The 22,253-nt window shown below is 53.8% G+C and carries 24 protein-coding genes; 16 read left to right on the plus strand and 8 right to left on the minus strand.

The window, feature by feature from the left end:
* Window positions 1-1,197 carry a glycine C-acetyltransferase gene (kbl, locus tag ACQ3G7_RS21020; protein ID WP_430891845.1) on the minus strand — a complete coding sequence of 399 codons (1,197 nt, stop codon included), beginning with the start codon at window positions 1,195-1,197 and terminating at the stop codon, window positions 1-3.
* 214 nt (window positions 1,198-1,411) lie between these two features.
* Here kbl and rfaD point away from each other — a divergent pair, with 214 nt between their 5' ends.
* From rfaD to ACQ3G7_RS21045, 5 genes are read left to right on the plus strand one after another with little or no spacing between them, the layout of a single operon-like run.
* Window positions 1,412-2,344 carry an ADP-glyceromanno-heptose 6-epimerase gene (rfaD, locus tag ACQ3G7_RS21025; RefSeq protein ID WP_263098803.1) on the plus strand — a complete coding sequence of 311 codons (933 nt, stop codon included), beginning with the start codon at window positions 1,412-1,414 and terminating at the stop codon, window positions 2,342-2,344.
* Between the two features lie 2 nt (window positions 2,345-2,346).
* Window positions 2,347-3,393: an ADP-heptose--LPS heptosyltransferase RfaF gene (gene rfaF / locus ACQ3G7_RS21030; RefSeq protein ID WP_263101007.1), complete on the plus strand. Its 1,047-nt coding sequence runs from the start codon at window positions 2,347-2,349 to the stop codon at window positions 3,391-3,393.
* 3 nt (window positions 3,394-3,396) lie between these two features.
* A complete protein-coding gene (gene rfaC, locus ACQ3G7_RS21035; protein WP_430891847.1) occupies window positions 3,397-4,365 on the plus strand; it encodes a lipopolysaccharide heptosyltransferase RfaC in 969 nt (322 codons plus the stop codon).
* A complete protein-coding gene (locus tag ACQ3G7_RS21040; RefSeq protein ID WP_430891849.1) occupies window positions 4,365-5,270 on the plus strand; it encodes a WaaZ-like lipopolysaccharide core biosynthesis protein in 906 nt (301 codons plus the stop codon). Before rfaC ends, ACQ3G7_RS21040 begins: the two co-directional genes overlap by 1 nt.
* On the plus strand, window positions 5,251-6,420 hold the full coding sequence (locus ACQ3G7_RS21045) for an O-antigen ligase family protein (protein WP_430891851.1): 1,170 nt from the start codon (window positions 5,251-5,253) through the stop codon (window positions 6,418-6,420). Before ACQ3G7_RS21040 ends, ACQ3G7_RS21045 begins: the two co-directional genes overlap by 20 nt.
* A 23-nt stretch (window positions 6,421-6,443) precedes the next feature.
* On the opposite strand, the gene ACQ3G7_RS21050 is transcribed toward ACQ3G7_RS21045, so the two are convergent.
* The gene (locus ACQ3G7_RS21050) at window positions 6,444-7,508 is read right to left on the minus strand and encodes a glycosyltransferase family 9 protein (RefSeq protein ID WP_430891853.1); all 1,065 of its coding nucleotides are present in this window, start codon (window positions 7,506-7,508) and stop codon (window positions 6,444-6,446) included.
* A gap of 24 nt (window positions 7,509-7,532) precedes the next feature.
* The gene (locus tag ACQ3G7_RS21055) at window positions 7,533-8,495 is read right to left on the minus strand and encodes a polysaccharide deacetylase family protein (protein ID WP_430891855.1); all 963 of its coding nucleotides are present in this window, start codon (window positions 8,493-8,495) and stop codon (window positions 7,533-7,535) included.
* Between the two features lie 111 nt (window positions 8,496-8,606).
* On the opposite strand from ACQ3G7_RS21055, the gene rfaQ reads away from it, so the two are divergent.
* The 7 genes from rfaQ to coaD all read left to right on the plus strand — a co-directional run bounded on the left by rfaQ (window position 8,607) and on the right by coaD (window position 15,548).
* Window positions 8,607-9,683: a putative lipopolysaccharide heptosyltransferase III gene (rfaQ, locus tag ACQ3G7_RS21060; RefSeq protein ID WP_430891857.1), complete on the plus strand. Its 1,077-nt coding sequence runs from the start codon at window positions 8,607-8,609 to the stop codon at window positions 9,681-9,683.
* Entirely contained in the window at window positions 9,680-10,807 is a 1,128-nt protein-coding gene (locus tag ACQ3G7_RS21065; RefSeq protein ID WP_430891859.1) for a glycosyltransferase family 4 protein, read from the plus strand. The genes rfaQ and ACQ3G7_RS21065 overlap by 4 nt, the downstream gene beginning before the upstream one ends.
* Before the next feature lie 2 nt (window positions 10,808-10,809).
* Window positions 10,810-11,904, plus strand: a complete 1,095-nt coding sequence (locus ACQ3G7_RS21070; protein ID WP_430891861.1) for a glycosyltransferase — start codon at window positions 10,810-10,812, stop codon at window positions 11,902-11,904.
* A 37-nt stretch (window positions 11,905-11,941) separates the two neighbouring features.
* Entirely contained in the window at window positions 11,942-12,928 is a 987-nt protein-coding gene (locus ACQ3G7_RS21075; protein ID WP_430891863.1) for a glycosyltransferase, read from the plus strand.
* A gap of 92 nt (window positions 12,929-13,020) precedes the next feature.
* Entirely contained in the window at window positions 13,021-14,295 is a 1,275-nt protein-coding gene (waaA, locus tag ACQ3G7_RS21080; protein ID WP_430891865.1) for a lipid IV(A) 3-deoxy-D-manno-octulosonic acid transferase, read from the plus strand.
* Entirely contained in the window at window positions 14,295-15,065 is a 771-nt protein-coding gene (locus ACQ3G7_RS21085; RefSeq protein ID WP_430891867.1) for a glycosyltransferase family 2 protein, read from the plus strand. Before waaA ends, ACQ3G7_RS21085 begins: the two co-directional genes overlap by 1 nt.
* 3 nt (window positions 15,066-15,068) lie before the next feature.
* Window positions 15,069-15,548, plus strand: coding sequence for a pantetheine-phosphate adenylyltransferase (gene coaD / locus ACQ3G7_RS21090; RefSeq protein ID WP_430891869.1), 480 nt, complete (start codon window positions 15,069-15,071; stop codon window positions 15,546-15,548).
* A 72-nt stretch (window positions 15,549-15,620) separates the two neighbouring features.
* On the opposite strand, the gene mutM is transcribed toward coaD, so the two are convergent.
* From mutM to radC, 4 genes are all read right to left on the minus strand, one after another.
* Window positions 15,621-16,430 (minus strand): bifunctional DNA-formamidopyrimidine glycosylase/DNA-(apurinic or apyrimidinic site) lyase, encoded by an 810-nt coding sequence (gene mutM, locus ACQ3G7_RS21095; protein ID WP_430891871.1) that lies wholly within the window; start codon window positions 16,428-16,430, stop codon window positions 15,621-15,623.
* A gap of 75 nt (window positions 16,431-16,505) precedes the next feature.
* Window positions 16,506-16,673: a 50S ribosomal protein L33 gene (gene rpmG / locus ACQ3G7_RS21100; RefSeq protein WP_003024094.1), complete on the minus strand. Its 168-nt coding sequence runs from the start codon at window positions 16,671-16,673 to the stop codon at window positions 16,506-16,508.
* A 20-nt stretch (window positions 16,674-16,693) separates the two neighbouring features.
* Window positions 16,694-16,930 carry a 50S ribosomal protein L28 gene (rpmB, locus tag ACQ3G7_RS21105; protein WP_002436699.1) on the minus strand — a complete coding sequence of 79 codons (237 nt, stop codon included), beginning with the start codon at window positions 16,928-16,930 and terminating at the stop codon, window positions 16,694-16,696.
* A gap of 216 nt (window positions 16,931-17,146) precedes the next feature.
* Window positions 17,147-17,815: a RadC family protein gene (gene radC / locus ACQ3G7_RS21110; RefSeq protein ID WP_263098789.1), complete on the minus strand. Its 669-nt coding sequence runs from the start codon at window positions 17,813-17,815 to the stop codon at window positions 17,147-17,149.
* Window positions 17,816-17,989: 174 nt separating this feature from the next.
* On the opposite strand from radC, the gene coaBC reads away from it, so the two are divergent.
* From coaBC to ACQ3G7_RS21130, 4 genes are all read left to right on the plus strand, one after another.
* Window positions 17,990-19,201 (plus strand): bifunctional phosphopantothenoylcysteine decarboxylase/phosphopantothenate--cysteine ligase CoaBC, encoded by a 1,212-nt coding sequence (coaBC, locus tag ACQ3G7_RS21115; RefSeq protein WP_430891927.1) that lies wholly within the window; start codon window positions 17,990-17,992, stop codon window positions 19,199-19,201.
* Window positions 19,179-19,637: a dUTP diphosphatase gene (gene dut / locus ACQ3G7_RS21120; protein WP_263098788.1), complete on the plus strand. Its 459-nt coding sequence runs from the start codon at window positions 19,179-19,181 to the stop codon at window positions 19,635-19,637. The genes coaBC and dut overlap by 23 nt, the downstream gene beginning before the upstream one ends.
* Before the next feature lie 124 nt (window positions 19,638-19,761).
* Window positions 19,762-20,358, plus strand: a complete 597-nt coding sequence (slmA, locus tag ACQ3G7_RS21125) for a nucleoid occlusion factor SlmA (protein ID WP_061492497.1) — start codon at window positions 19,762-19,764, stop codon at window positions 20,356-20,358.
* Window positions 20,359-20,539: 181 nt separating this feature from the next.
* On the plus strand, window positions 20,540-21,556 hold the full coding sequence (locus tag ACQ3G7_RS21130; protein WP_430891881.1) for an SMP-30/gluconolactonase/LRE family protein: 1,017 nt from the start codon (window positions 20,540-20,542) through the stop codon (window positions 21,554-21,556).
* A gap of 37 nt (window positions 21,557-21,593) precedes the next feature.
* On the opposite strand, the gene pyrE is transcribed toward ACQ3G7_RS21130, so the two are convergent.
* Window positions 21,594-22,235 carry an orotate phosphoribosyltransferase gene (gene pyrE / locus ACQ3G7_RS21135; protein WP_263098785.1) on the minus strand — a complete coding sequence of 214 codons (642 nt, stop codon included), beginning with the start codon at window positions 22,233-22,235 and terminating at the stop codon, window positions 21,594-21,596.
* Between the last annotated feature and the right edge of the window lie 18 nt (window positions 22,236-22,253).

A 22,253-nucleotide genomic window follows, 5' to 3' on the forward strand; every position in this document is an offset into this window, starting at 1 on the left:
TCAGGCAATCACACCCAGTTGTTTACCAATGCGGATAAACGCAGCCACCGCACGCTCAATTTGCTCCGGGCTATGCGCCGCAGACATCTGCGTGCGGATACGCGCCTGGCCTTTTGGCACCACCGGGTAGAAGAAACCGGTGACGTAAATGCCCTCTTTTTGCAACTCGCGAGCAAACTCTTGCGCCACCACAGCATCGCCCAACATCACCGGGATAATGGCGTGATCGGCACCCGCCAGCGTAAAGCCTGCGGCGGTCATTTTTTCGCGGAACAGACGCGCGTTAGCCCACAGGCGATCGCGCAGTTCTGCGCCAGAAGCCAGCATCTCCAGCACTTTAATGGACGCAGCGACAATCGCTGGCGCCAGCGAGTTGGAGAACAGATAAGGACGCGAACGCTGGCGCAGCCACTCCACCACCTCTTTACGCGCCGCGGTATAACCGCCGGATGCGCCACCCAGCGCCTTGCCCAGCGTACCGGTAATGATGTCGACACGGCCCATCACGTCGCAGTACTCATGCGTACCGCGCCCATTTGCGCCAACAAAACCCACCGCGTGAGAATCATCCACCATCACCAGCGCATCGTATTTATCCGCCAAATCGCACACGCCTTTCAGGTTAGCAATCACGCCATCCATGGAGAACACGCCGTCGGTCGCAATCAGTACATGACGTGCACCCGCTTCGCGCGCTTCTTTCAGACGCGCTTCCAGCTCCTGCATGTCGTTATTGGCATAACGGTAGCGTTTGGCCTTGCACAGACGCACGCCGTCGATGATTGAAGCATGGTTCAGGGCGTCAGAGATAATGGCGTCTTCCGCGCCGAGCAGGGTTTCAAACAACCCGCCGTTGGCGTCGAAACAGGAGGAGTACAGGATGGCGTCTTCCATACCGAGGAATTCGGCCAGCTTCTGCTCCAGCACTTTGTGGCTATCCTGAGTGCCGCAAATAAAACGTACCGAGGCCATACCGAAACCGTGGCTGTCCATACCGGCTTTCGCCGCGGCAATCAGATCGGGGTGGTTAGCCAGACCGAGGTAGTTATTGGCGCAGAAGTTGATGACATGGCTACCATTCGCCACAGTGATGTCGGCCTGCTGCGCCGATGTGATAATGCGTTCTTCTTTAAACAGACCTTCCGCCCGTGCGGTTTCCAGGTCGTTCGTTAACTGCTGATAAAAATCCCCACGCATCGCAATTCTCCAGACAGGGCAAATTTCGGCACATATTACCCAAAGCTATACGGTGATACGAGATGACACATCATCCATTATCGATTTTGTAGCATAAATCACGCATAGCCGCGCAGTTGTCCGGTGAATGGCTGAAGGGTCGTCAATGTGATGGTATGATAAGTACTATTCGTGTCTGAGATTGTCTCAGCGCTTCATTTTCAAAGGTACAGTTATGATCATCGTTACCGGCGGCGCGGGTTTTATCGGCAGCAATATCGTTAAGGCCCTGAATGATAAAGGCATCACTGATATTCTGGTGGTGGATAACCTGAAAGACGGCACCAAATTCGTCAATCTCGTCGACCTGCACATTGCCGACTACATGGATAAAGAAGACTTTCTGATCCAGATTATGTCTGGCGAAGAGTTCGGCGATATTGAAGCGGTGTTCCACGAAGGTGCATGTTCCTCCACCACGGAGTGGGACGGCAAGTACATGATGGACAACAACTATCAGTACTCCAAAGAGCTGCTGCACTACTGCCTGGAACGCGAAATTCCGTTCCTGTACGCGTCTTCTGCCGCGACTTATGGCGGCCGTACATCTGACTTTATCGAATCCCGTGAATATGAGAAGCCGCTCAACGTCTACGGCTATTCAAAGCTGCTGTTCGATGAGTATGTGCGCGCTATCCTGCCGGAAGCAGACTCGCAGATCGTCGGCTTCCGCTACTTCAACGTCTATGGCCCGCGTGAAGGCCACAAAGGCAGCATGGCGAGCGTCGCTTTCCACCTCAATACCCAACTGAATAATGGCGAAAGCCCGAAACTGTTTGAAGGCAGTGATAACTTTAAACGTGACTTCGTCTATGTGGGTGATGTTGCGGCAGTGAACCTGTGGTTTTTGGAAAATGGCGTTTCCGGCATTTTCAACCTCGGCACCGGGCGTGCGGAGTCCTTCCAGGCCGTTGCCGACGCCACGCTGGCCTTCCACAAAAAAGGCAGCATCGAATACATTCCATTCCCGGACAAACTGAAAGGCCGCTACCAGGCGTTTACTCAGGCTGACCTGAGCAACCTGCGCGCAGCCGGCTACGATAAGCCGTTCAAAACCGTCGCCGAAGGCGTAACCGAATACATGGAATGGCTGAACCGCGACGCGTAAGTATGAAAATTCTGGTGATTGGCCCGTCATGGGTGGGCGACATGATGATGTCGCAGAGTCTCTATCGCACGCTCAAAGCGCGCTTTCCCCAGGCAGTAATTGACGTGATGGCACCCGCGTGGTGCCGTCCGCTTTTATCACGTATGCCGGAAGTGAATGAAGCGATTCCTATGCCGCTGGGGCATGGCGCGCTGGAAATTGGCGCGCGTCGTAAGCTAGGTCATAGCCTGCGCGAGCGCCGCTACGATCGCGCTTACGTATTGCCGAATTCCTTTAAATCCGCGCTGGTGCCCTTTTTTGCCGCGATCCCGCACCGCACCGGCTGGCGCGGTGAAATGCGTTACGGCCTGCTCAACGATGCCCGCGTACTGGACAAGCAAGCCTGGCCGCTGATGGTTGAACGGTATGTCGCGCTGGCCTACGACAAAGGGGTCATGCGCTCGGCAAAAGATCTGCCGCAACCGCTGCTGTGGCCGCAGTTGCAGGTCAACGACGGTGAGAAGTCGCAAGTGTGCGCGGTCTTCAATATTTCCGCTGAACGCCCAATCATTGGTTTTTGCCCCGGCGCAGAATTTGGCCCCGCCAAGCGCTGGCCGCATTATCACTATGCGGAACTGGCGAAACAGCTGATTGATGAAGGCTATCAGGTCGTCCTGTTCGGCTCGGCAAAAGATCACGAAGCCGGTAATGAGATCCTCGCCGCCCTGAGCATGGAACAGCAGGCATGGTGCCGTAATCTGGCAGGAGAAACCCAGCTGGAACAAGCGGTTGTGCTGATTGCCGCCTGTAAAGCAGTGGTCAGTAACGACTCCGGGCTGATGCATGTCGCCGCCGCGCTCAATCGCCCGCTGGTGGCGCTATATGGCCCAAGCAGCCCGGATTTCACACCGCCGCTGTCGCACAAAGCGCGGGTGATCCGCCTGATTTCGGGCTATCACAAGGTACGTAAAGGCGATGCCGCGGAAGGTTATCACCAGAGCCTTATCGATATTACGCCGCAGCGCGTACTGGAAGAGTTGAATAGCCTGTTGCTGGATGCGGAAGGATAACCAATGCGGGTACTGATCGTTAAAACCTCCTCAATGGGAGACGTGCTGCATACTCTGCCCGCGCTGACCGATGCCCTACAAACGATACCGGACATTCGTTTTGATTGGGTAGTGGAAGAGGGTTTTGCCCAAATCCCCACCTGGCATACTGCCGTTGAACGGGTGATCCCTGTGGCGATCCGCCGCTGGCGCAAAGCCTGGTTTTCCGCCCCGGTCAAAGCGGAGCGCAAAGCGTTTCGCGACGCCGTGCAATTGCAGCACTATGACGCGATCATCGACGCCCAGGGGCTGGTTAAAAGCGCCGCCCTGGTGACAAGGCTGGCGCGGGGCGTGAAACACGGCATGGACTGGCAAACCGCGCGTGAGCCACTGGCAAGCCTGTTCTACAATCGCCGCCACCATATTGCCAGGCAGCAGCACGCGGTGGAACGCACCCGTGAGCTGTTTGCGAAAAGCCTCGGTTACACCAAACCGCAAACGCAGGGCGATTACGCAATTGCGCAGCATTTTGCCGTCGGGAACGCCGCCCGATCGCCTTACGCTGTCTTTTTACACGCCACAACCCGCGACGATAAACACTGGCCGGAAACCCACTGGCGGGCCCTGCTTTCCTTGCTTGCCGGCAGCGGGTTGCGCATTAAATTACCCTGGGGCGCTCCCCATGAAGAAGCGCGAGCCAAACGGCTGGCCGAAGGGCTGGACTTTGTTGAGGTCCTGCCACGCATGAGCCTTGAAAATGTGGCGAGAGAGCTCGCAGGAGCACGGTTTGTGGTATCGGTGGATACAGGGTTAAGCCATCTTACGGCAGCGCTGGATCGGCCCAACCTGACGCTGTACGGCCCTACTGATCCAGGGTTGATTGGTGGTTATGGTAAAAACCAACATACTGTTTTGCCTGACAACGGGAACGCGACGGAGAACATTCCGGCAGAGAAAGTTTTCGCCTTGATTAAGACACAGGTATCAGATTAATGGGTTCACTCTTTAAACAAATATACCGATACACGCGTCCACGTACCTTCCGGCATAACGAAAGTCTCTGGCCATATACTCAAATTGAAAGAGCGGACACCGGTGAAATTGCGCGTTTGCGCTACAAAGGGCGCGAGGTGGCGATTGAGGACCTCAGCGCGCTTAAAGACAGCGCCGAAGGCACGGTATTGCTCACGGCAACAGGGCCTTCAACCCAGTCTATCGATTTCAGCAAACTGCCGTGCACAATCCCGGTTATGGGGGTCAATGGCGCCTGGTTCCTTTCTGGTAAGGTCACATTTTCACTGTATGTGATTGTGGATATGGAGTTTTTTGACCGCCGACAGGATGTCATCCGCTCAGTCATTGCTGATCCCAACATCCTCTTATTCACCACCATGCACGGGATTGCGAAAATCCTGGATCGCCATGCAGCAGATTTGCGCTGCCGTTTAGCCTTAATTGAGGATGCCTGCTACAAAATCTATCAGCCGAAGGTGGCCGATGCGTTGAAATGGGAAATGTACAAATCTGTTCCCGGCGCATCTTTTTGCGAAACCCGCCAGGATATCTGTTTCAGTACCGATATTCGCCACGGGATATTCGACGCAGGTACGGTAGCGTATTGGGCGTTACAAATTCTCTTCTATCTTGGGTTTAACAAGATTGTTATCACGGGTCTGGATATGAGCAATTTTAACCAGCCGAGATTTTATGAAACATCAGACAGCAAGCTTCCTTCCTATCTCGAGGAAAAGGTTGATAACGTTGTAATGCCATCCTTTGCACATGCGGCAACGGTGATGAAAAAGAACCACATAGAAATTGTAAATCTTTCCCCGGAAAGTGCTATTCCTGACACAATATTCCACAAGGTTGCGTTTGATGAATATTTTGACCTTTAGTGAGAAATCGCGCAAAGCATATGCTTTCGTGTTTCCACTGTTTTTATTTTTTAGCGCTATTTTCTGTATGTCCACCAGGACGAATAATCTTTTCCATATCTCTTTCGCGCTGTTTATTTTTTCACTTTTCTACAAAGAGAATTTTCTTCAATTTGTTGAAAAAACTGAAAAAAAGCGACTGACGTTTATTTTGGTCGCATTGATGGGGCTGTATTATGCTGCGACCAATATTTGGGGTAACACGCTTTACAATCTGGGATCGGTGCTGACGCACACTCTCTATATTGTGGTCTACCTACTGATCCTGACGACGCTACTGGAAGAACCGAAAACCCGGCATATTGCGCTGGCCAGCATTGTTGCCGGTGTTACCGTATTGTCGATTTACACGCTGGCGACGGATTATTCGTTAGTGGCGAGCTTACGCCAGGTTTCGCTTTCCAATCCGGGTCCGCAGAATGTCATTGATTTAGCCGGTTATTGCGGTGTCGGGATCTTGCTCGCCTGCATGTTGCTGAAAGAGAAAGGGCAGCAATTTTATTATATCCCTATCATCATCATGCTTATTATGATGATTATCACCCAAAGCCGTGGCCCCATTCTGGCACTGCTTATTGCGTTTATTTTTACACTGCACAGAAGTGTATTAACACGCAGGAATATCATTATTTGCCTGGTTATTGCTCTTATCCTGGCGGCTGTCGTCGTACTGACCCCTGCGGGCGTAATGCTGATGGAACGATTCGAAATCCTCGGCTCACAAAGCGGTTTACGTCTGAGTATCTGGCACCATACCCTGGAAGAGCTTTCTGGCCATCCCTGGCTGGGACGCGGCTTTGATTACCAGCTTGATTTCACCAACTACAGCGGTGAACACATCACAACCACCCACAGTATTTATCTGGGGGCGTTGTTAAAAGGCGGTATTGTTGGATTTACGCTGCTTATGGCGGTGATCTGCTCAGGTTTGTGGCGGGCACTGAAAAAATTCCGCGAAAATAATCGCTATGATGTCGCCCTGTTTATTTATGCGCTGATTTTTATGTCTTCACAGGGGATGTTCATTATCAACAACCCGCGCGAATCCTGGGTGCTCTTCTGGTTGCCCCTCGGCCTTGTTATCAGCCGGAGTCTGAAAAAACAATCATAAAAAAAGGCCCGTCAGGGCCTTTTTTATTGCAAGTCAGACAGCCGCTGCTTCACCGCCTGAACTAAATCGTTAACAGGCATCGCAGAGATAAAATCCGTGTCACAGATGATCTGCTGGGCCTTTGCGTAGTTGGGTGCCCAAATTTTATAGCCTGGCAAGCCGGTGTCTTTCAGCTTCCGTTTGTTATAAACCGCAATCAGCGGTTTATCCAGAGCGCGGGAAATATGCACAATGGAGGTATCCGGCGTGATCACCAAATCGCTGCAGCGAACGATCTCCACAGCCGAGTTAATGGTGCTGTTCTCCACCACGACCACATTTTCCAGCGCCAGGCTGGCTATCTTCGCGCTTTGCCCAATCATGATGACTTTTACAGGAAAAGGCAGCGAATGTAGCGCATCGATAAGTTTCACCACCTGCTCGCGACTGAAATCTTTATCTTCCGATCCGGTGAAGGGATTGATCGCGACATAGCGCGTATCGCCTGTTTTATCCCCCAACAAACGTTGCAGCTTATCGTGTTCCTGTTGATTAAACGGAACATGGTAGTGGTACTGCGCATCGGCGATACCAAACAGGTTGAGTACGGCTTTGTAACGCTCGGTCACATGCTTGTTTTCGTCGAAAAAGGGGATCGACTGATCAAACAGCTTATAGTTGTCTTTGTTAAAACCAATGACACACGGCACGCCGAGATCGGCATGCAGTTTAAAACGCTCATAGGACACCACATCGTCAAAATCGATGACCGCATCAAACTGCGCGGTTTTCAATTCATCAAGCGCCATGCGCGGGCGATGAAGGTGAATATTCTCCAGGTACTCAGAGCCGCTCAGGATCTGTTTGCACAACGGGCCGGTGAGCACTGAAACCCGGTAACCCTTTTCGGCCAGCGCCCTGGCGCATCCGGTGGTGATGACCATATCGCCAATTTTGTCATCCAGCCTCAGGAGCAATACGTTCTTGATGCGATGAGGCTGAAAGGACTCCCGCGCGGCTTTATGCCGGTAGCGCCGATTGATCAAATGGAGCTTGATAGAGCGAAAAAATGCGTTCTTCCGGCGCGTAAACTTTTTAATCATGTTCATTGTGCATAACTCATCGATAAACGCTTATTTCGCGGCAACTTTATATTGATAATATTCCGCAAGCGTCATTCCCTGCGTTTTAGGCGCCAGCCAGGCGAAGAACGCGTCCAGATCCTCATATAAACGCTCAATATCGTGCTCATTTTTGAAGGTGGGACTGCCGCCAGGCATATACTCGGACGAGTGCAGCATATACTCAACATAATCATTACCCTGCGCCAGCGTCTGCTCAACCACACGCTTCATGGTGTCGTTATTGCCACCCATAGGGCGCAACCAGTGTACTGACGGGCTACGCACCTTCCCGCGCAGGCGATCGTAACCCTGTTTGATGCTATTCATCAGCGCCGAATGCTTATGCTGGATGCTCATTGGCACTTCCAGCAGCGAGGAGTTCCCTTCACGGCGGATATCGTTTTCATTCAGAAAATAGGCGCGCTGAGGGAAATCGCGATAATCGGTACCGCCCGTACCTTGTGGCGCGCCTTTCGCCGGTTGCCAGTTCACTTTCGGTGTCACCGAGCAATCCACCTGATAGCCATGCTCCAACAATAAGCGCGCATAACGCTCATCAAATGCCCAACGTCCCGCACGGTGACTGACCATTTTCGTCTGGAAGGTCTCTTCCAGCAGTTGCGTCATATAGCTGACTTTGTCGCGCATTACCGCATCAGAATACTCAATCAGGTAGGGCTTATAACGCCAGTCATCATCGGTTAACGGTGCCGTCGGCGGGCTGTTCCACGCATGAAGATGCATACCGATTTCCGCCGTTCCCCTGGCAATCACATCTTTTGCAAATTCAATGTAGGCAGGGTCAATGGCCATTTCATAGTTGGTGAGGTATACGGGTTTGAAGCCATATTTTTCACAAAGCTGCTGAAAACGCGGCAAATACTTCGCATTTTCGGTCGTGATACTGTCGTGCTTCTGCCAGAGGTTATCTCCCTCGGTATCGATGGTGATAAGAAATGCAGGTTTGTGCACAGTGTTTTCCTCAGGACAGGTGTGTGGCGCCATGGTAGAGCAATACAATGCTTCTCTCAATCAGTCTGATAACCTAGAATCACAAGCCTGTAATGTGATGAAGAAGACTTTATGACGTCCGACACCCGACTTCCTGAGCCTACTGCGCCCGCGAGAATACTGGTTATAAAACTGCGCCATCACGGCGATATGTTATTAACCACCCCGCTGATCCTGGCTCTCAGGCAACGCTTTCCGGCCGCGCAGATCGATGTTCTGCTCTATGAAGAGACACGGGAAATGCTGTCCGCCAATCCGGATATTCACCGTATTTATGGCATCGATCGCAAATGGAAAAAGCAGGGGGTGCTTCATCAACTCAAAATGGAAGCCGGGCTACTTTGCACGCTGCGCAAGCAGAAGTACGACTTAGTGCTCAACCTCGCCGATCAGTGGCGCAGCGCCATCTGTACGCGCCTTACCGGCGCCAGAAAGCGTATTGGTTTCGCGTTTCCTAAACGTCGTCATCCTTTCTGGTCATTCTGTCACACCGATTTGGTCTCCACTCAGGATCACAACACACAGCACACCGTTGAGCAGAATCTTTCCATCCTGAGCGCCATCGGCGAGGCCGTCCATGACGTCCCGGCGAAAATGAGTTACACCGCTCAGGACTGGCAAGCATGCCGGTCGCTTTTGCCGCCAGATTTTCAGGAAAGTTATGTGGTTATCCAGCCCACTTCACGCTGGTTCTATAAATGCTGGCGTGAGGGCAACATCAGCGCAGTCATGAACGCGCTCTCCGCTGCGGGTCACAAAATCGTGCTGACGTCCGGCCCCGATGCAAAAGAGAAAAAAATGGTCGAAACCATTATTGCCGGCTGTCCCGATGCGCAATTCCACTCTCTGGCCGGGCAACTCACATTACGCCAGCTTGCCGCATTGATCGACCATGCGCGGTTGTTTATCGGTGTGGATTCCGTACCCATGCATATGGCTGCTGCGCTTGGTACGCCGCTTGTGGCGCTGTTCGGCCCTTCGAAACTGGTTTTCTGGCGTCCCTGGCAGGCGAAAGGTGAAGTCCTTTGGGCTGGCGATTACGGCCCGCTTCCCGATCCGGACGATGTAGACACGCACACCGACAAGCGTTATCTGGACGCGATCCCCGTAGATGCAGTGATTACCGCAGCGAAAAGGTTACTGGCATGAGTACGTTCCGACTGGCGCTGGTCAGGCAAAAATACCGCCCCGATGGCGGCGCTGAACGCTTTGTATCCCGCGCGCTGGAAGCGCTGGATAACAGCAACCTTGAGCTCAACGTCATTACTCGCGAATGGCAAGGCCCGGTCAAACCGGACTGGCGCATTCACATTTGCGATCCGAAAAAATGGGGACGGATCAGCCGCGAGCGCGGTTTCGCTCACGCCGCTCGCGACTTATGGCAACGCGAACACTTTGACTTAGTACAGAGTCACGAACGCATTGCCGGCTGTGACTTATACCGGGCAGGAGACGGGGTGCACCGCCGCTGGCTGTTACAACGGTCGCGCATAATCCCTGGCTGGAAAAAGCACCTTCTGTTTGCCGACCGCTATCACCGCTATGTGATGCAGGCGGAAAAAGAGATGTATCAGCATCCCAGTCTGCGTGCCGTCATCTGTAACGCAGAAATGGTGAAACAAGAGATCATCGAAGATTTCGCCTTCCCGGCGGACAAAATCCATGTGATTTATAACGCTGTCGATCACCGCCATTTCACCCCGCCGGATGCAAACACCTTTATACAGCTACGTGAGCAATGGCGAATTCCGGTTGAGGCCACCTGCTTTGTTTATGTCGGTTCCGGGTTTGAGCGAAAAGGGCTGGATGCGGCAATCCGTGCGGTTGCGCCCACAACCTGCCACCTTTTGGTCGTTGGTAAAGATAAAGATCAGAAACGCTATCAGACGCTGGCACAAACGCTGAAGTGCGCCGAGCGCGTGCACTTTTTTGGTATGCAACGGGAGACGCTGCCCTTTTACCAAATGGCCGATGGCTTACTGCTGCCCACGCTGTACGATCCCTTCCCGAATGTGATTCTTGAAGCAATGTCCTGCGGGCTACCGGTGATTACCACGCACGGTTGCGGCGGCGCGGAATTTATTGAGCAAGGGCGAAACGGATACGTCTGCGATGCGCTGGATATCCGTCGTTTGCAGGACGCCGTAATGGCCTTACCCGCGCGCGCACTCGACTCAGCCGAAGGCGAAAGCGCCCGGTCGCGGATTATGCAGTGCACCAACGAAAACTTATCCGCACAGCTGCTTTCCCTCTATCAACACCTGGTGAAATAACCATGCGCATTCTGTTTATTATTGATGGACTGCCTGGCGGCGGCGCAGAGAAAGTGGTGCTTACGCTGGCGGAACAGTTTTTGCGCGAGGGCGAAAATGTCTCGCTCTTTTCGCTACGCGATGTCTGTGAATACCCGCTTCCGGAGGGATTACATTACCAGGTTATTACCGATCATTGCCGTAAACCCTGGCGTAAATTAACGGAATTGAGCCGCCGGGCACGGCAATTGGATAAGGCCATTCATCTTGCCGAAAAAACGGGGCATTTTGATCTGGTACTGTCGAATCTGCATAAAACCGATCGGATAGTTTCCCGTAGCCAGGCGTTGAAAAATCATAACCTGTGGTTCTGCCTGCATGGCATGTTTTCGACATCCTACCTCGGGCATCGCACCGGTTTTGACCGCTGGCTTAAACAGCAGAAAATTAAACGGGTGTACCAGAACCGCAATATCGTTGCTGTTTCAGAAGCCGTGGGTAAGGATCTGGTCGGGCAGTTTGCGCTGACGCCAGCCCAACTGAAAACCCTATATAACCCATTCGATATTGCCGCGCTGCGGGCAGGAGCAGAAGCGCCATGCGAAATGGCGGGCACGGACTATATCATTCACGTAGGGCGTTTCCATCCGGCCAAACGTCACGATCGCCTGATTGAGGCGTATGCACAAAGCGGCATCCAGGCACCGTTGGTGTTGCTGGGGCAGGGTACTCCGCAGCAAGAGCAGCGGTTACGTCAGTTAGCCACCGCATCGGGCGTTGGCGACAGGGTAATATTTAAAGGCTTTCAGCCCAACCCGCTTCCCTGGATCAAGCACGCAAGAATGCTGGTGCTCAGCTCAGACAGCGAAGGTTTCGGCAATGTCATTGTCGAAGCGTTATTGCTCAACACGCCGGTCGTCAGCACTCGCTGCCCGGGCGGCGTGAGCGAGATCCTCACTGGTGCGCTGGCGGCGGGTCTGGCGGAGCTGAACAGCAGAGCGCTGGCTCAAACAATGCAAAGCATTTACCATAACCCGCCAGTAATAGAAGCATCCGCGCTGGAAAAATTCGGCGTAGAAACCATTTGCCAGCAGTATCGTCAGTTGCGCAGCGCCTGACGCACAATGAACACCAGGACACGATAGCGGATCATCTATGAGTCAGTCTCCTTTACTTAGCATCGTCGTTGCCGTTTATAACGGCGAAAAATTCCTCGATCAGTTTTTTGAAAGCATTGAGCAGCAGCAACTAAACAGTTATGAACTCATTCTGGTGAATGACGGCTCCACCGACGGGAGCCTGGCCGTGATTGAGAACTGGAAAGAGAGATTGCCAAACGTCCAGCTTATTCAACAGGCTAATCAGGGCGTATCCGTGGCGCGCAACAGCGGATTGGCTGTCGCCACCGGTAAATACCTGACGTTTCCGGATATTGACGACAAAATTTACCCCGGCATGTACAACACGCTGCTCAATATGGCGGAAACAGGAAACCTGGATGTTGCAACCTGTAATGGCCGCTACGTCTATGAAAAAAGAAAAGATGTGCACCCGATTTTCCCACCGGAGCGGCTCGCCTCAACGGGCGTCGTTGCGGGTCATGTCTGGCTTAAACAGGCGCTTGATTCACGTAAATTCCTGCATGTTACCTGGCTGAATATATATCGTCGTGCGTTTATCCAGCAGCATGCGTTTCATTTCGAACCGGGTCTACGTCACCAGGACATTCCCTGGACCACGGAAGTCCTGCTGGCGGCTGAGCGCGTGCAATACACCAGCGAGCAGTTCTACGATTATTACATTCACTCTGAATCGGTGTCGCACAAACCCGATAATGACGACACATTAATGCGCTCAGCGCGCCATTATATGAAAATTCTCGAAATGCTTGAGGCAATCAATCAGCGCTATGCGGATAAAGCAAAACAGATTTCTGCCTGCCGCTGGCAAATCGCTAAAGAAGGTCTTGGCATTATCCATACCTTTGATTGCATGAAAGATGAAGAGAAGAAGCGCATAATTATTAACGAGTTTTTCGATCGCGGTATCTGGCAGCTGATCTGGAAAAATGCCTGTACACTGCGTTTACGCTGGCGTCTGGGCCGACGTTATTTCCGCCTCAAGCCTTATCGCCATGCCTGATGGCTTCTCTTGCAGGCACGCCAAAGGTATAGCTTTAACGTGCCTAAATGCTTAGAATTTGCCCGCCGAATCTCAAAAAAACGGATAGTCGCTTGGAATTGTTGTATACCACCCTGCTCTACGTCATTCAGCCTCTGGTGTGGTTGCGATTATTACTTCGCAGCCGCAAGGCCCCTGCTTACCGTAAACGCTGGGCCGAGCGTTATGGATTCTGTCGTAACAAAGTGAAGCCGGACGGTATTTTGTTGCATTCTGTATCCGTTGGCGAAACGCTGGCGGCGATCCCGCTGGTGCGCGCCTTGCGCCATCGCTATCCTTCATTGCCCATCACCGTCACCACCATGACGCCAACCGGTTCAGAACGCGTGATGTCGGCCTTTGGTAAAGACGTTCATCACGTCTATTTGCCCTATGACCTGCCCTGCGCCATGAACCGTTTCTTCAATACCGTTCGCCCGAAGCTGGTGATCGTGATGGAGACAGAACTGTGGCCGAATATGATTTCTGCGCTCAATACCCGGAAAATCCCGCTGGTGATCGCCAATGCGCGCCTGTCGGAGCGGTCAGCGAAAGGGTACGGAAAACTGGGGAAATTTATGCGCCGTCTGCTGAGCAAAATCACGCTCATTGCCGCGCAAAATCAGGAAGATGGCGATCGTTTTCTGCAACTGGGGCTTAAACGCAATCAGCTGACGGTCACCGGCAGCCTGAAATTCGACATTTCGGTTACCCCGGAACTTGCCGCGCGTGCGGTCACCCTGCGTCGCCAGTGGGCGCCGCGCCGTAAAGTGTGGATTGCCACGAGCACGCACGACGGCGAAGAGGCCATTATTTTACAGGCGCATCGCAAGCTTCTGGAGAGTTTCCCGGATTTGCTGCTGATTCTGGTTCCGCGTCATCCGGAACGTTTCCCGGACGCGCGCGCTATGACGCAAAAAGCCGGGTTCAGTTACACCTTGCGCAGTACGGGCGAAATCCCCTCGGGCAGCACCCAGGTGGTGATTGGCGATACCATGGGTGAACTGATGCTGTTGTACGGCATTGCCGACCTGGCGTTTGTTGGCGGCAGCCTGGTGGAGCGCGGCGGTCATAACCCACTGGAGCCCGCAGCGCATGCCATTCCGGTGCTAATGGGGCCGCATACCTTTAATTTCAAAGATATCTGCTCACGTTTGCAGGAAGCGGAAGGGCTGATTACCGTCACCGATGCGGATTCGCTGGTGAAAGAGGTGTCGACGCTGCTGACCGATGAAGACTATCGTTTATGGTACGGGCGTCACGCGGTGGAAGTCCTGCACCAGAACCAGGGTGCGCTGGCGCGCCTGCTGCAACTCCTGCAACCGTATTTGCCTCAGCGGAGCCATTAATGTCCAGACGTTTGTCGGTGGTGATGATCGCCAAAAACGCGGCGGATCTGCTGCCGGATTGCCTGGCGTCCGTCGCCTGGGCGGATGAAATTATTGTGCTGGATTCCGGTAGCGAGGATGACACCGTCGGCATTGCCACTCGCGCCGGTGCGAAGGTCTTCAGCAATACTGAATGGCCCGGTTATGGTGTTCAGCGCCAGCGAGCGCAGCGCTATGCCAGCGGCGATTACATCCTGATGATCGACACCGATGAACGCGTTACGCCGGAACTGGCGCAGGCGCTGCGTGCCATTCTTGAGGCACCGCAGCCGGGTGCGGTTTACAGCATCGCCCGTCGAAACTATTTCCTGGGTCGCTTTATGCGCCACAGCGGCTGGTATCCTGACCGCGTAACGCGTTTGTATGAGCGTGAACGCTACCAGTACAACGACAACCTTGTGCATGAGTCGCTGGAAGCGCCACAGGCGCAGGTGATTGCGCTGAGTGGGGATTTGCTGCATCTGACCTGCCGGGATTTCGTCAGCTTCCAGCGCAAACAGCTCAATTACGCGGCTGCGTGGGCGCAGGAGCGCCATCAACGCGGAAAAAAAACCTCGCTGCCGGGGATTTTCGCCCATACTTTGGGCGCCTTTTGCAAAACTCTGCTGTTGCGCGGCGGCGTGCTCGATGGCAAACAAGGCTGGCTGCTGGCGGTGGTTAACGCGCAGTATACTTTCAATAAATACACCGGGCTGTGGGCACTGAACCACGGTTATTCAGAGAAAGAATAAGCGATGAGCACAAAAGCGATTTATCCCGGCACCTTTGATCCTATTACCAACGGGCATATTGATATTGTTGCCCGTGCCGCTGTGATGTTTGACGAGGTGGTATTAGCGATTGCCGCCAGCCCGAGCAAAAAACCGATGTTTAACCTGGACGAGCGTGTCGCGCTGGCGCAGTCCGCCACGGCGCATCTGCCAAATGTTACGGTTGTCGGTTTCAGTGATTTAATGGCGAATTTTGCCCGCGCTCAGCAGGCCAATATTTTGATTCGCGGCCTGCGAGCGGTAGCGGATTTTGAATATGAGATGCAGCTTGCGCATATGAATCGCCACCTGATGCCGGAGCTGGAGAGCGTGTTTTTGATGCCATCGAAAGAGTGGTCGTTTATCTCCTCGACGCTGGTCAAAGAAGTGGCGCGCCACCATGGCGATGTCACGCACTTCCTGCCGCCAAATGTGCATCAGGCGCTGCTGGAAAAGCTGAAGTAAGTGTTCTGCCTGTCCGGCCTGCGGCGATTGCAGGCCCGATAAGCGTGGTGCCCTCAGGCAGAAATGCCGGATTTATTTCTGGCAGCGACGACAGTAAAACGTTGAACGCTGTGCGTGTTTAGCGGCAACGATTGGCGTACCGCATACGCGACAAGGCTCACCTTCCCGCCCGTATACCTGTAATTCCTGCGCAAAATAGCCCGGTTTCCCGTCGCTTTGCAAAAAGTCTTTCAGCGTCGTTCCACCCTGTTCGATGGATCGTAGCAATACGGCTTTGATCACGCGCACCAGGAGTTCACACTCCTGCGCCGAGAGCGATGAAGCAAGGCGATCGGGGTGGATCCCCGCAGCAAACAGCGATTCGCTGGCGTAGATGTTGCCAACGCCCACCACCAGCTTGTTATCCATCAGCCAGGGTTTAATGGCGGTTTTCTTCTTCGCGCATTTCTGTTGGAAATAGCTGGCGTTAAACGTGTCGCTTAGCGGTTCCGGCCCGAGATGCGCCAGCACGTTGTGCCCTTCCAGCTCTTTCGTCCACAGCCATGCGCCAAAACGGCGGGGATCGGTGTAACGCAGTACTTTGCCGTTACTCATCACCAGATCGACGTGGTCGTGCTTTTCCGCCGGCAATTCACAGGGAAGAATGCGCAGACTGCCGGACATGCCAAGATGGATAATGATCCAGCCATCCGGTAGCTCCAGCAGCAGGTATTTGGCGCGGCGCTGAACGCTGAGCACGGGTTTATCGCTCAGGCTGTGGATCTCTTCAGAGACCGGCCAGCGTAATCGCCCGTTGCGTACCACCGCATAAAGAATGGTTTCACCTACCAGATGCGGTTCTATGCCACGACGGCTGGTTTCGACTTCGGGTAATTCAGGCATCTCGTCTCCGGCTTGCGGGTTATCAGAAATGCAAAAACCCCGACAATGCGGGGTTTTTGTTCAAGAAAACTAAAATTATTTGATTTTAGCTTCTTTGTACAGCACGTGCTGACGGACAACTGGATCGAATTTTTTCAGTTCCAGTTTTTCCGGCTTAGTACGTTTGTTCTTCGTGGTGGTGTAGAAGTGACCAGTACCAGCGGAAGAAACCAGCTTGATTTTCTCACGAATACCTTTAGCCATGATTTATATCCTCTAAGTACTTAGTACTTTTCGCCACGGGCACGCAGTTCAGACAGAACTGTATCGATGCCTTTCTTATCAATTACACGCATACCTTTAGCAGATACGCGCAGGGTGACAAAACGCTTCTCGCTCTCAACCCAGAAACGGTGAGAGTGCAGGTTCGGCAGGAAACGGCGTTTAGTCGCGTTCAGTGCGTGGGAACGGTTGTTACCGGTCACCGGACGCTTGCCAGTAACTTGGCAGACTCGGGACATGTCTATTCTCCAAAAATCAAATTAGCTCGAGCTTCGTATGGGGTATCGGCGCCTCGTCAGGCTTTACAGCCCGGTCATCGCAGTTCAATGTGAACTCTCGATTGCCAGGCCCAAATGCCAAACCCGAGATTCTCAAAGGTGGCGTAGTATACGCTGAGTCGGCGGTGTGCTCAAGTCCCGAACAGACAAAGATCCCGATGGATCGCGCAAAATGGTCTAAATCCAACCACGCTCTGCAAACGAAACGCTCTCTCCACGTCCGATAACAAGGTGATCAAGCACCCGTATCCCCATGAACTGACAGCATTTAACCACACGCTCGGTGATCTGCTTATCCGCTTTACTCGGCTCAGCATTACCTGAGGGGTGATTATGCGCGAGGATCACGCCCGCTGCATTCACTTTTAACGCTTCGCGGACAATTTCTCGCGGGTGTACCTCAACGTTATTGAGGGTGCCGCTGAACAAACGGCTGTGTTTCAGTATCCGATTTTGATTATCCAGAAAGATCACCATGAAGATCTCGCGCTCTTCACTCATCAACTGGCTTTGCAGGAACTCCCGCGCCATTTCCGGGCTCAGCAGTGAACTCTCCTCCAACAAGCGCGCATTATAATAGCGCCGGGCCAGCTCGCCGATCCCCCTCAACTGCGCATACTTGGCGAGGCCAATACCTTGTATATCCTTAAAATCCTCAAGACTGGAGGAGAGCAGCGCATACAGCGACCCAAAATGCGTTAGCATCTCCCGGGCAACGGTGAGCACGCACTTTTCTGGCGTACCGGTACGTAAAAACAGCGCTAATAACTCAGTATCAGTCAGCGATTCAATGCCGTATTTCAGCATCTTTTCCCGCGGTTTCAGGGGGGTAAAAACAATATCCATGTACTTTCCTCCATCTCTCGTGCTCATGCTGCCATACTGCGTTCCACCGCTTCGACTGCGGATTTTTCACCCTGCGTAGCACCTCGCAAAGTGGTTGGCGGGCAAAAGCACGACAACATCAGGATTGTGATAAAATGCCCAGCTTCTGGTGAAATCCAACAGGAAAGAATCATGATGAGTCTGGCGGGTAAAAAAATTGTCCTCGGCGTAAGCGGCGGCATTGCAGCCTATAAAGCGCCTGAGCTGGTGCGCCGTTTGCGCGATCGCGGCGCGGAAGTCCGCGTCGCAATGACTGAGGCCGCCAAAGCCTTTATTACGCCGATGAGCCTGCAGGCCGTGTCCGGACACCCGGTTTCCGACAGCCTGCTGGATCCCGCAGCAGAAGCGGCAATGGGCCATATTGAACTGGGGAAATGGGCTGATTTGGTGATTCTGGCACCCGCGACCGCCGACTTAATCGCCCGCGTTGCCGCCGGAATGGCCAACGACCTGGTCTCCACCATTTGCCTCGCCACCCCCTCGCCCGTTGCGGTGGTGCCTGCCATGAACCAGCAGATGTATCGCGCCGCCGCCACTCAGCATAATCTGCAAGTACTTGCTTCTCGCGGGCTGCTGCTGTGGGGACCTGACAGCGGCAGCCAGGCCTGTGGCGACATTGGCCCCGGCCGTATGCTGGATCCGCTGACCATTGTCGATATGGCGGACGCGCATTTCTCGCCTGTCAAAGATCTGCAACATCTGAACATCATGATTACCGCCGGTCCAACGCGTGAACCGCTGGATCCGGTGCGCTATATCACCAATCTCAGCTCCGGAAAGATGGGCTTCGCCATCGCCGCTGCTGCCGCCAGTCGCGGTGCGAAGGTGACGCTGGTTTCCGGCCCGGTTTCACTGCCAACGCCAGCTTTCGTACAACGTGTGGATGTCACCACTGCGCTGGAGATGGAAGCCGCCGTGCAAAAGGGCGCGCAACAGCAGCATATTTTTATCGGCTGCGCCGCCGTTGCGGATTACCGCGCCGCGAGCATTTCTGAAGAAAAGATCAAAAAGCAAGGCGATGAAATCACGATAAAAATGATCAAAAACCCGGATATTGTCGCGGGCGTCGCCGCGCTCTCCACCAACCGGCCTTATGTCGTTGGGTTTGCCGCCGAAACAAATAATGTGGAAGAATATGCCCGGCAAAAACGCGCCCGCAAAAACCTCGATTTAATTTGCGCTAACGATGTTTCGCAATCTGATCAAGGCTTTAACAGCGACAGCAACGCATTACACCTTTTCTGGCAGGAGGGCGACAAACGCTTACCGCTGGAGCGCAAGGAACTTCTGGGACACCTATTACTGGACGAGATCGTTACCCGTTATGATGAAAAAAATCGACGTTAAGATTCTGGACCCGCGCGTTGGCAACGAATTCCCGCTGCCGACATACGCCACCTCCGGTTCAGCCGGACTTGACCTGCGCGCCTGTCTCGACGCCGCTGTTGAGCTGGCTCCGGGAGCAACAACATTGCTGCCGACTGGCCTGGCAATCCATATTGCCGACCCGGCGCTGGCTGCGGTCATCCTGCCACGTTCAGGACTGGGCCATAAACATGGCGTCGTGCTGGGCAACCTGGTCGGGCTGATCGACTCAGATTACCAGGGTCAGCTGATGGTTTCCGTCTGGAACCGCGGGCACGACAGCTTTACTATCGTCCCGGGCGAACGTATCGCACAGATGGTGTTTGTACCCGTGGTGCAGGCGGAGTTTAACCTGGTGGAAGACTTCGACGCGACCGAGCGCGGCGAAGGCGGCTTCGGCCATTCTGGCCGCCAGTAACGGCTCTTTTTAACGCATCACACTGCGAAATAACGCGATAACATCACCGCAAACGCGCAACGTTTGCGGTCGCTGTGTGGCTGCTCGCCTGACGAGTGCTTATTTTTCAGGGGTATTTTAGAACATGGCAGAAAAACAAACTGCGAAAAGGAATCGTCGCGAAGAAATACTTCAGTCTCTGGCGCTGATGCTGGAATCCAGCGATGGAAGCCAACGCATCACCACAGCGAAACTGGCGGCGTCTGTCGGCGTTTCTGAAGCCGCGCTGTATCGTCATTTTCCCAGTAAAACGCGCATGTTCGATAGTCTGATTGAGTTTATCGAAGATAGCCTGATTACCCGCATCAACCTGATTTTGAAGGATGAGAAAGACACAACGGCGCGCCTGCGTTTGATTGTGCTGCTGATTCTGGGGTTCGGCGAGCGCAATCCGGGTCTGACGCGCATCATGACTGGCCATGCGCTGATGTTTGAACAGGACCGCCTGCAAGGGCGTATCAACCAGCTGTTTGAGCGCATTGAAGCACAGCTACGCCAGGTTCTGCGCGAGCGCAAAATGCGTGAAGGCGAAGGGTTCACTCACGATGAAACCCTGCTGGCGAGCCAGCTGCTGGCCTTTTGCGAAGGCATGCTGTCGCGCTATGTGCGTAGCGAATTTAAATACAGCCCGACCGATGACTTTGAGACCCGCTGGCCGTTGTTAGCCGCGCAATTGCAATAATCTCTCCATGCAGCCCAGTGTGGCTGCATTCTCATTTCCCCACTCTCTGTGAAAAAGCCCAACGGAATTCGTTGAGATGCCAGATGTCGCCGCATCCAACATTTCCTAACCTCCTTCTGGCAGCATCGTTCCACTTAACGCAAATCATCTTATAAATACCCTACAAATAAGGAGAGACCGGATGGCAACATCTCGTCGGGAACTGCTAAAACTAAGCGGTATCGCCACCGCGTCGTTATTACTAAGCCACAAAAGCCTCGCGGCCTGGGCACCCTCCCCCCGTTACCCGGACCCCAGCATTGTCGCGCTGGACGACAGCTTCCGCGACTATATGGTCTCCAGTGCCAAAGTCGAGCAGCTCGCTACCGGCTGCCGCTGGGCGGAAGGTCCGGTCTGGTTCGGCGATACCCGTATGCTGCTATGGAGCGATATTCCTAACAACGCGGTGATGCGCTGGGACGATGCAACCGGCGAGACCAGCATCTTTCGCCAGCCCGCAAATAACGCCAACGGACACGCCCGCGACAGGCAAGGCAGGCTAATCAGCTGTGAACACGATACCCGCCGCATCACGCGGACCGAGTACGACGGCACGATCACTGTGCTGGCGGACAGTTTTGAAGGTAAACCGCTGAACTCCCCCAACGATATCGCCGTGAAGTCAGATGGCTCCATCTGGTTTACCGACCCACCGTTCGGCATCGCCGGGTTCTATGAAGGGCATAAAGCCGCGTCGCAACTGCCGCAGAATGTTTATCGTCTCGATCCGGAGACACGCAAGCTGGAAGTTGTGCTGGGGGATGTCAAAGGCCCGAACGGGATCTGCTTCTCGGCCGACGAAAAAACGCTGTACGTGGTGGAGAGCCGCGCTACGCCCAATCGTTTAATTCTGGCATGGGATGTGGTGGATAATCAGTTAAAAAATAAACGGGTGCATATCGACTGCGGCAACGGAACAGCGGACGGTATCGCCATTGATGTGCATGGCAACCTGTGGTGCGGCTGGGGGATGGGCACGGAAGAGCTGGACGGCGTACGCATCTTCAACCCGCAAGGCAAGGCGATTGGCATGATCCATCTGCCGGAACGCTGCGCCAATCTCTGCTTTGGCGGAGAACAACGTAACCGCCTGTTTATGGCGGCCAGCACCTCGGTCTACTCACTGTATGTCAACACGCAAGGCGCGAAGCTGCTGTAACACTGACCCGGCAGGCAGCAGCTTGCCGGGCACAGACTTAAACGCCGTACTGCTCGCGATAAGCGCGAACGGCGGCCAGGTGATCGGCCATTTCCGGCTTCTCTTCCAGATAGGCAATCAGCTCTTTCAGCGTGATGATGGAGATCACTTTGCAGCCATAGTCGCGTTCAACTTCCTGGATCGCGGAGATATCCGCACGGCCACGCTCCTGGCGGTCCAGTGAAATCAGCACACCCGCCAGTGTCGCCCCGTTAGCCTGAATAATTTCCATCGACTCACGAATAGCGGTGCCGGCGGTGATCACGTCGTCCACCAGCATGACACGCCCCTGCAATGCGCTACCCACCAGATTACCGCCTTCACCGTGATCTTTGGCCTCTTTGCGGTTAAAGCAGTAAGGCACATCGCGCTCGTGATGTTCCGCCAGCGCGACAGCGGTGGTGGTGGCGATAGGAATCCCTTTGTAAGCAGGGCCAAACAGCAGGTCGAAATCAATGCCGGAATCCACCAGCGCTTCGGCGTAAAAACGCCCTAACAACGCCAGATCGCGCCCGGTATTAAACAGCCCGGCGTTGAAGAAATAGGGGCTTTTACGCCCGGATTTCAGCGTAAATTCGCCAAACTTCAGTACCTGTTTGTTAAGCGCAAATTCAATAAACTGACGCTGGTACGCTTTCATGGATCCGCTCCTCATCTC

The sequence above is a fragment of the Kosakonia sp. N21 genome (assembly GCF_050587465.1).
In the GTDB taxonomy this organism is placed as follows: Bacteria; Pseudomonadota; Gammaproteobacteria; order Enterobacterales; family Enterobacteriaceae.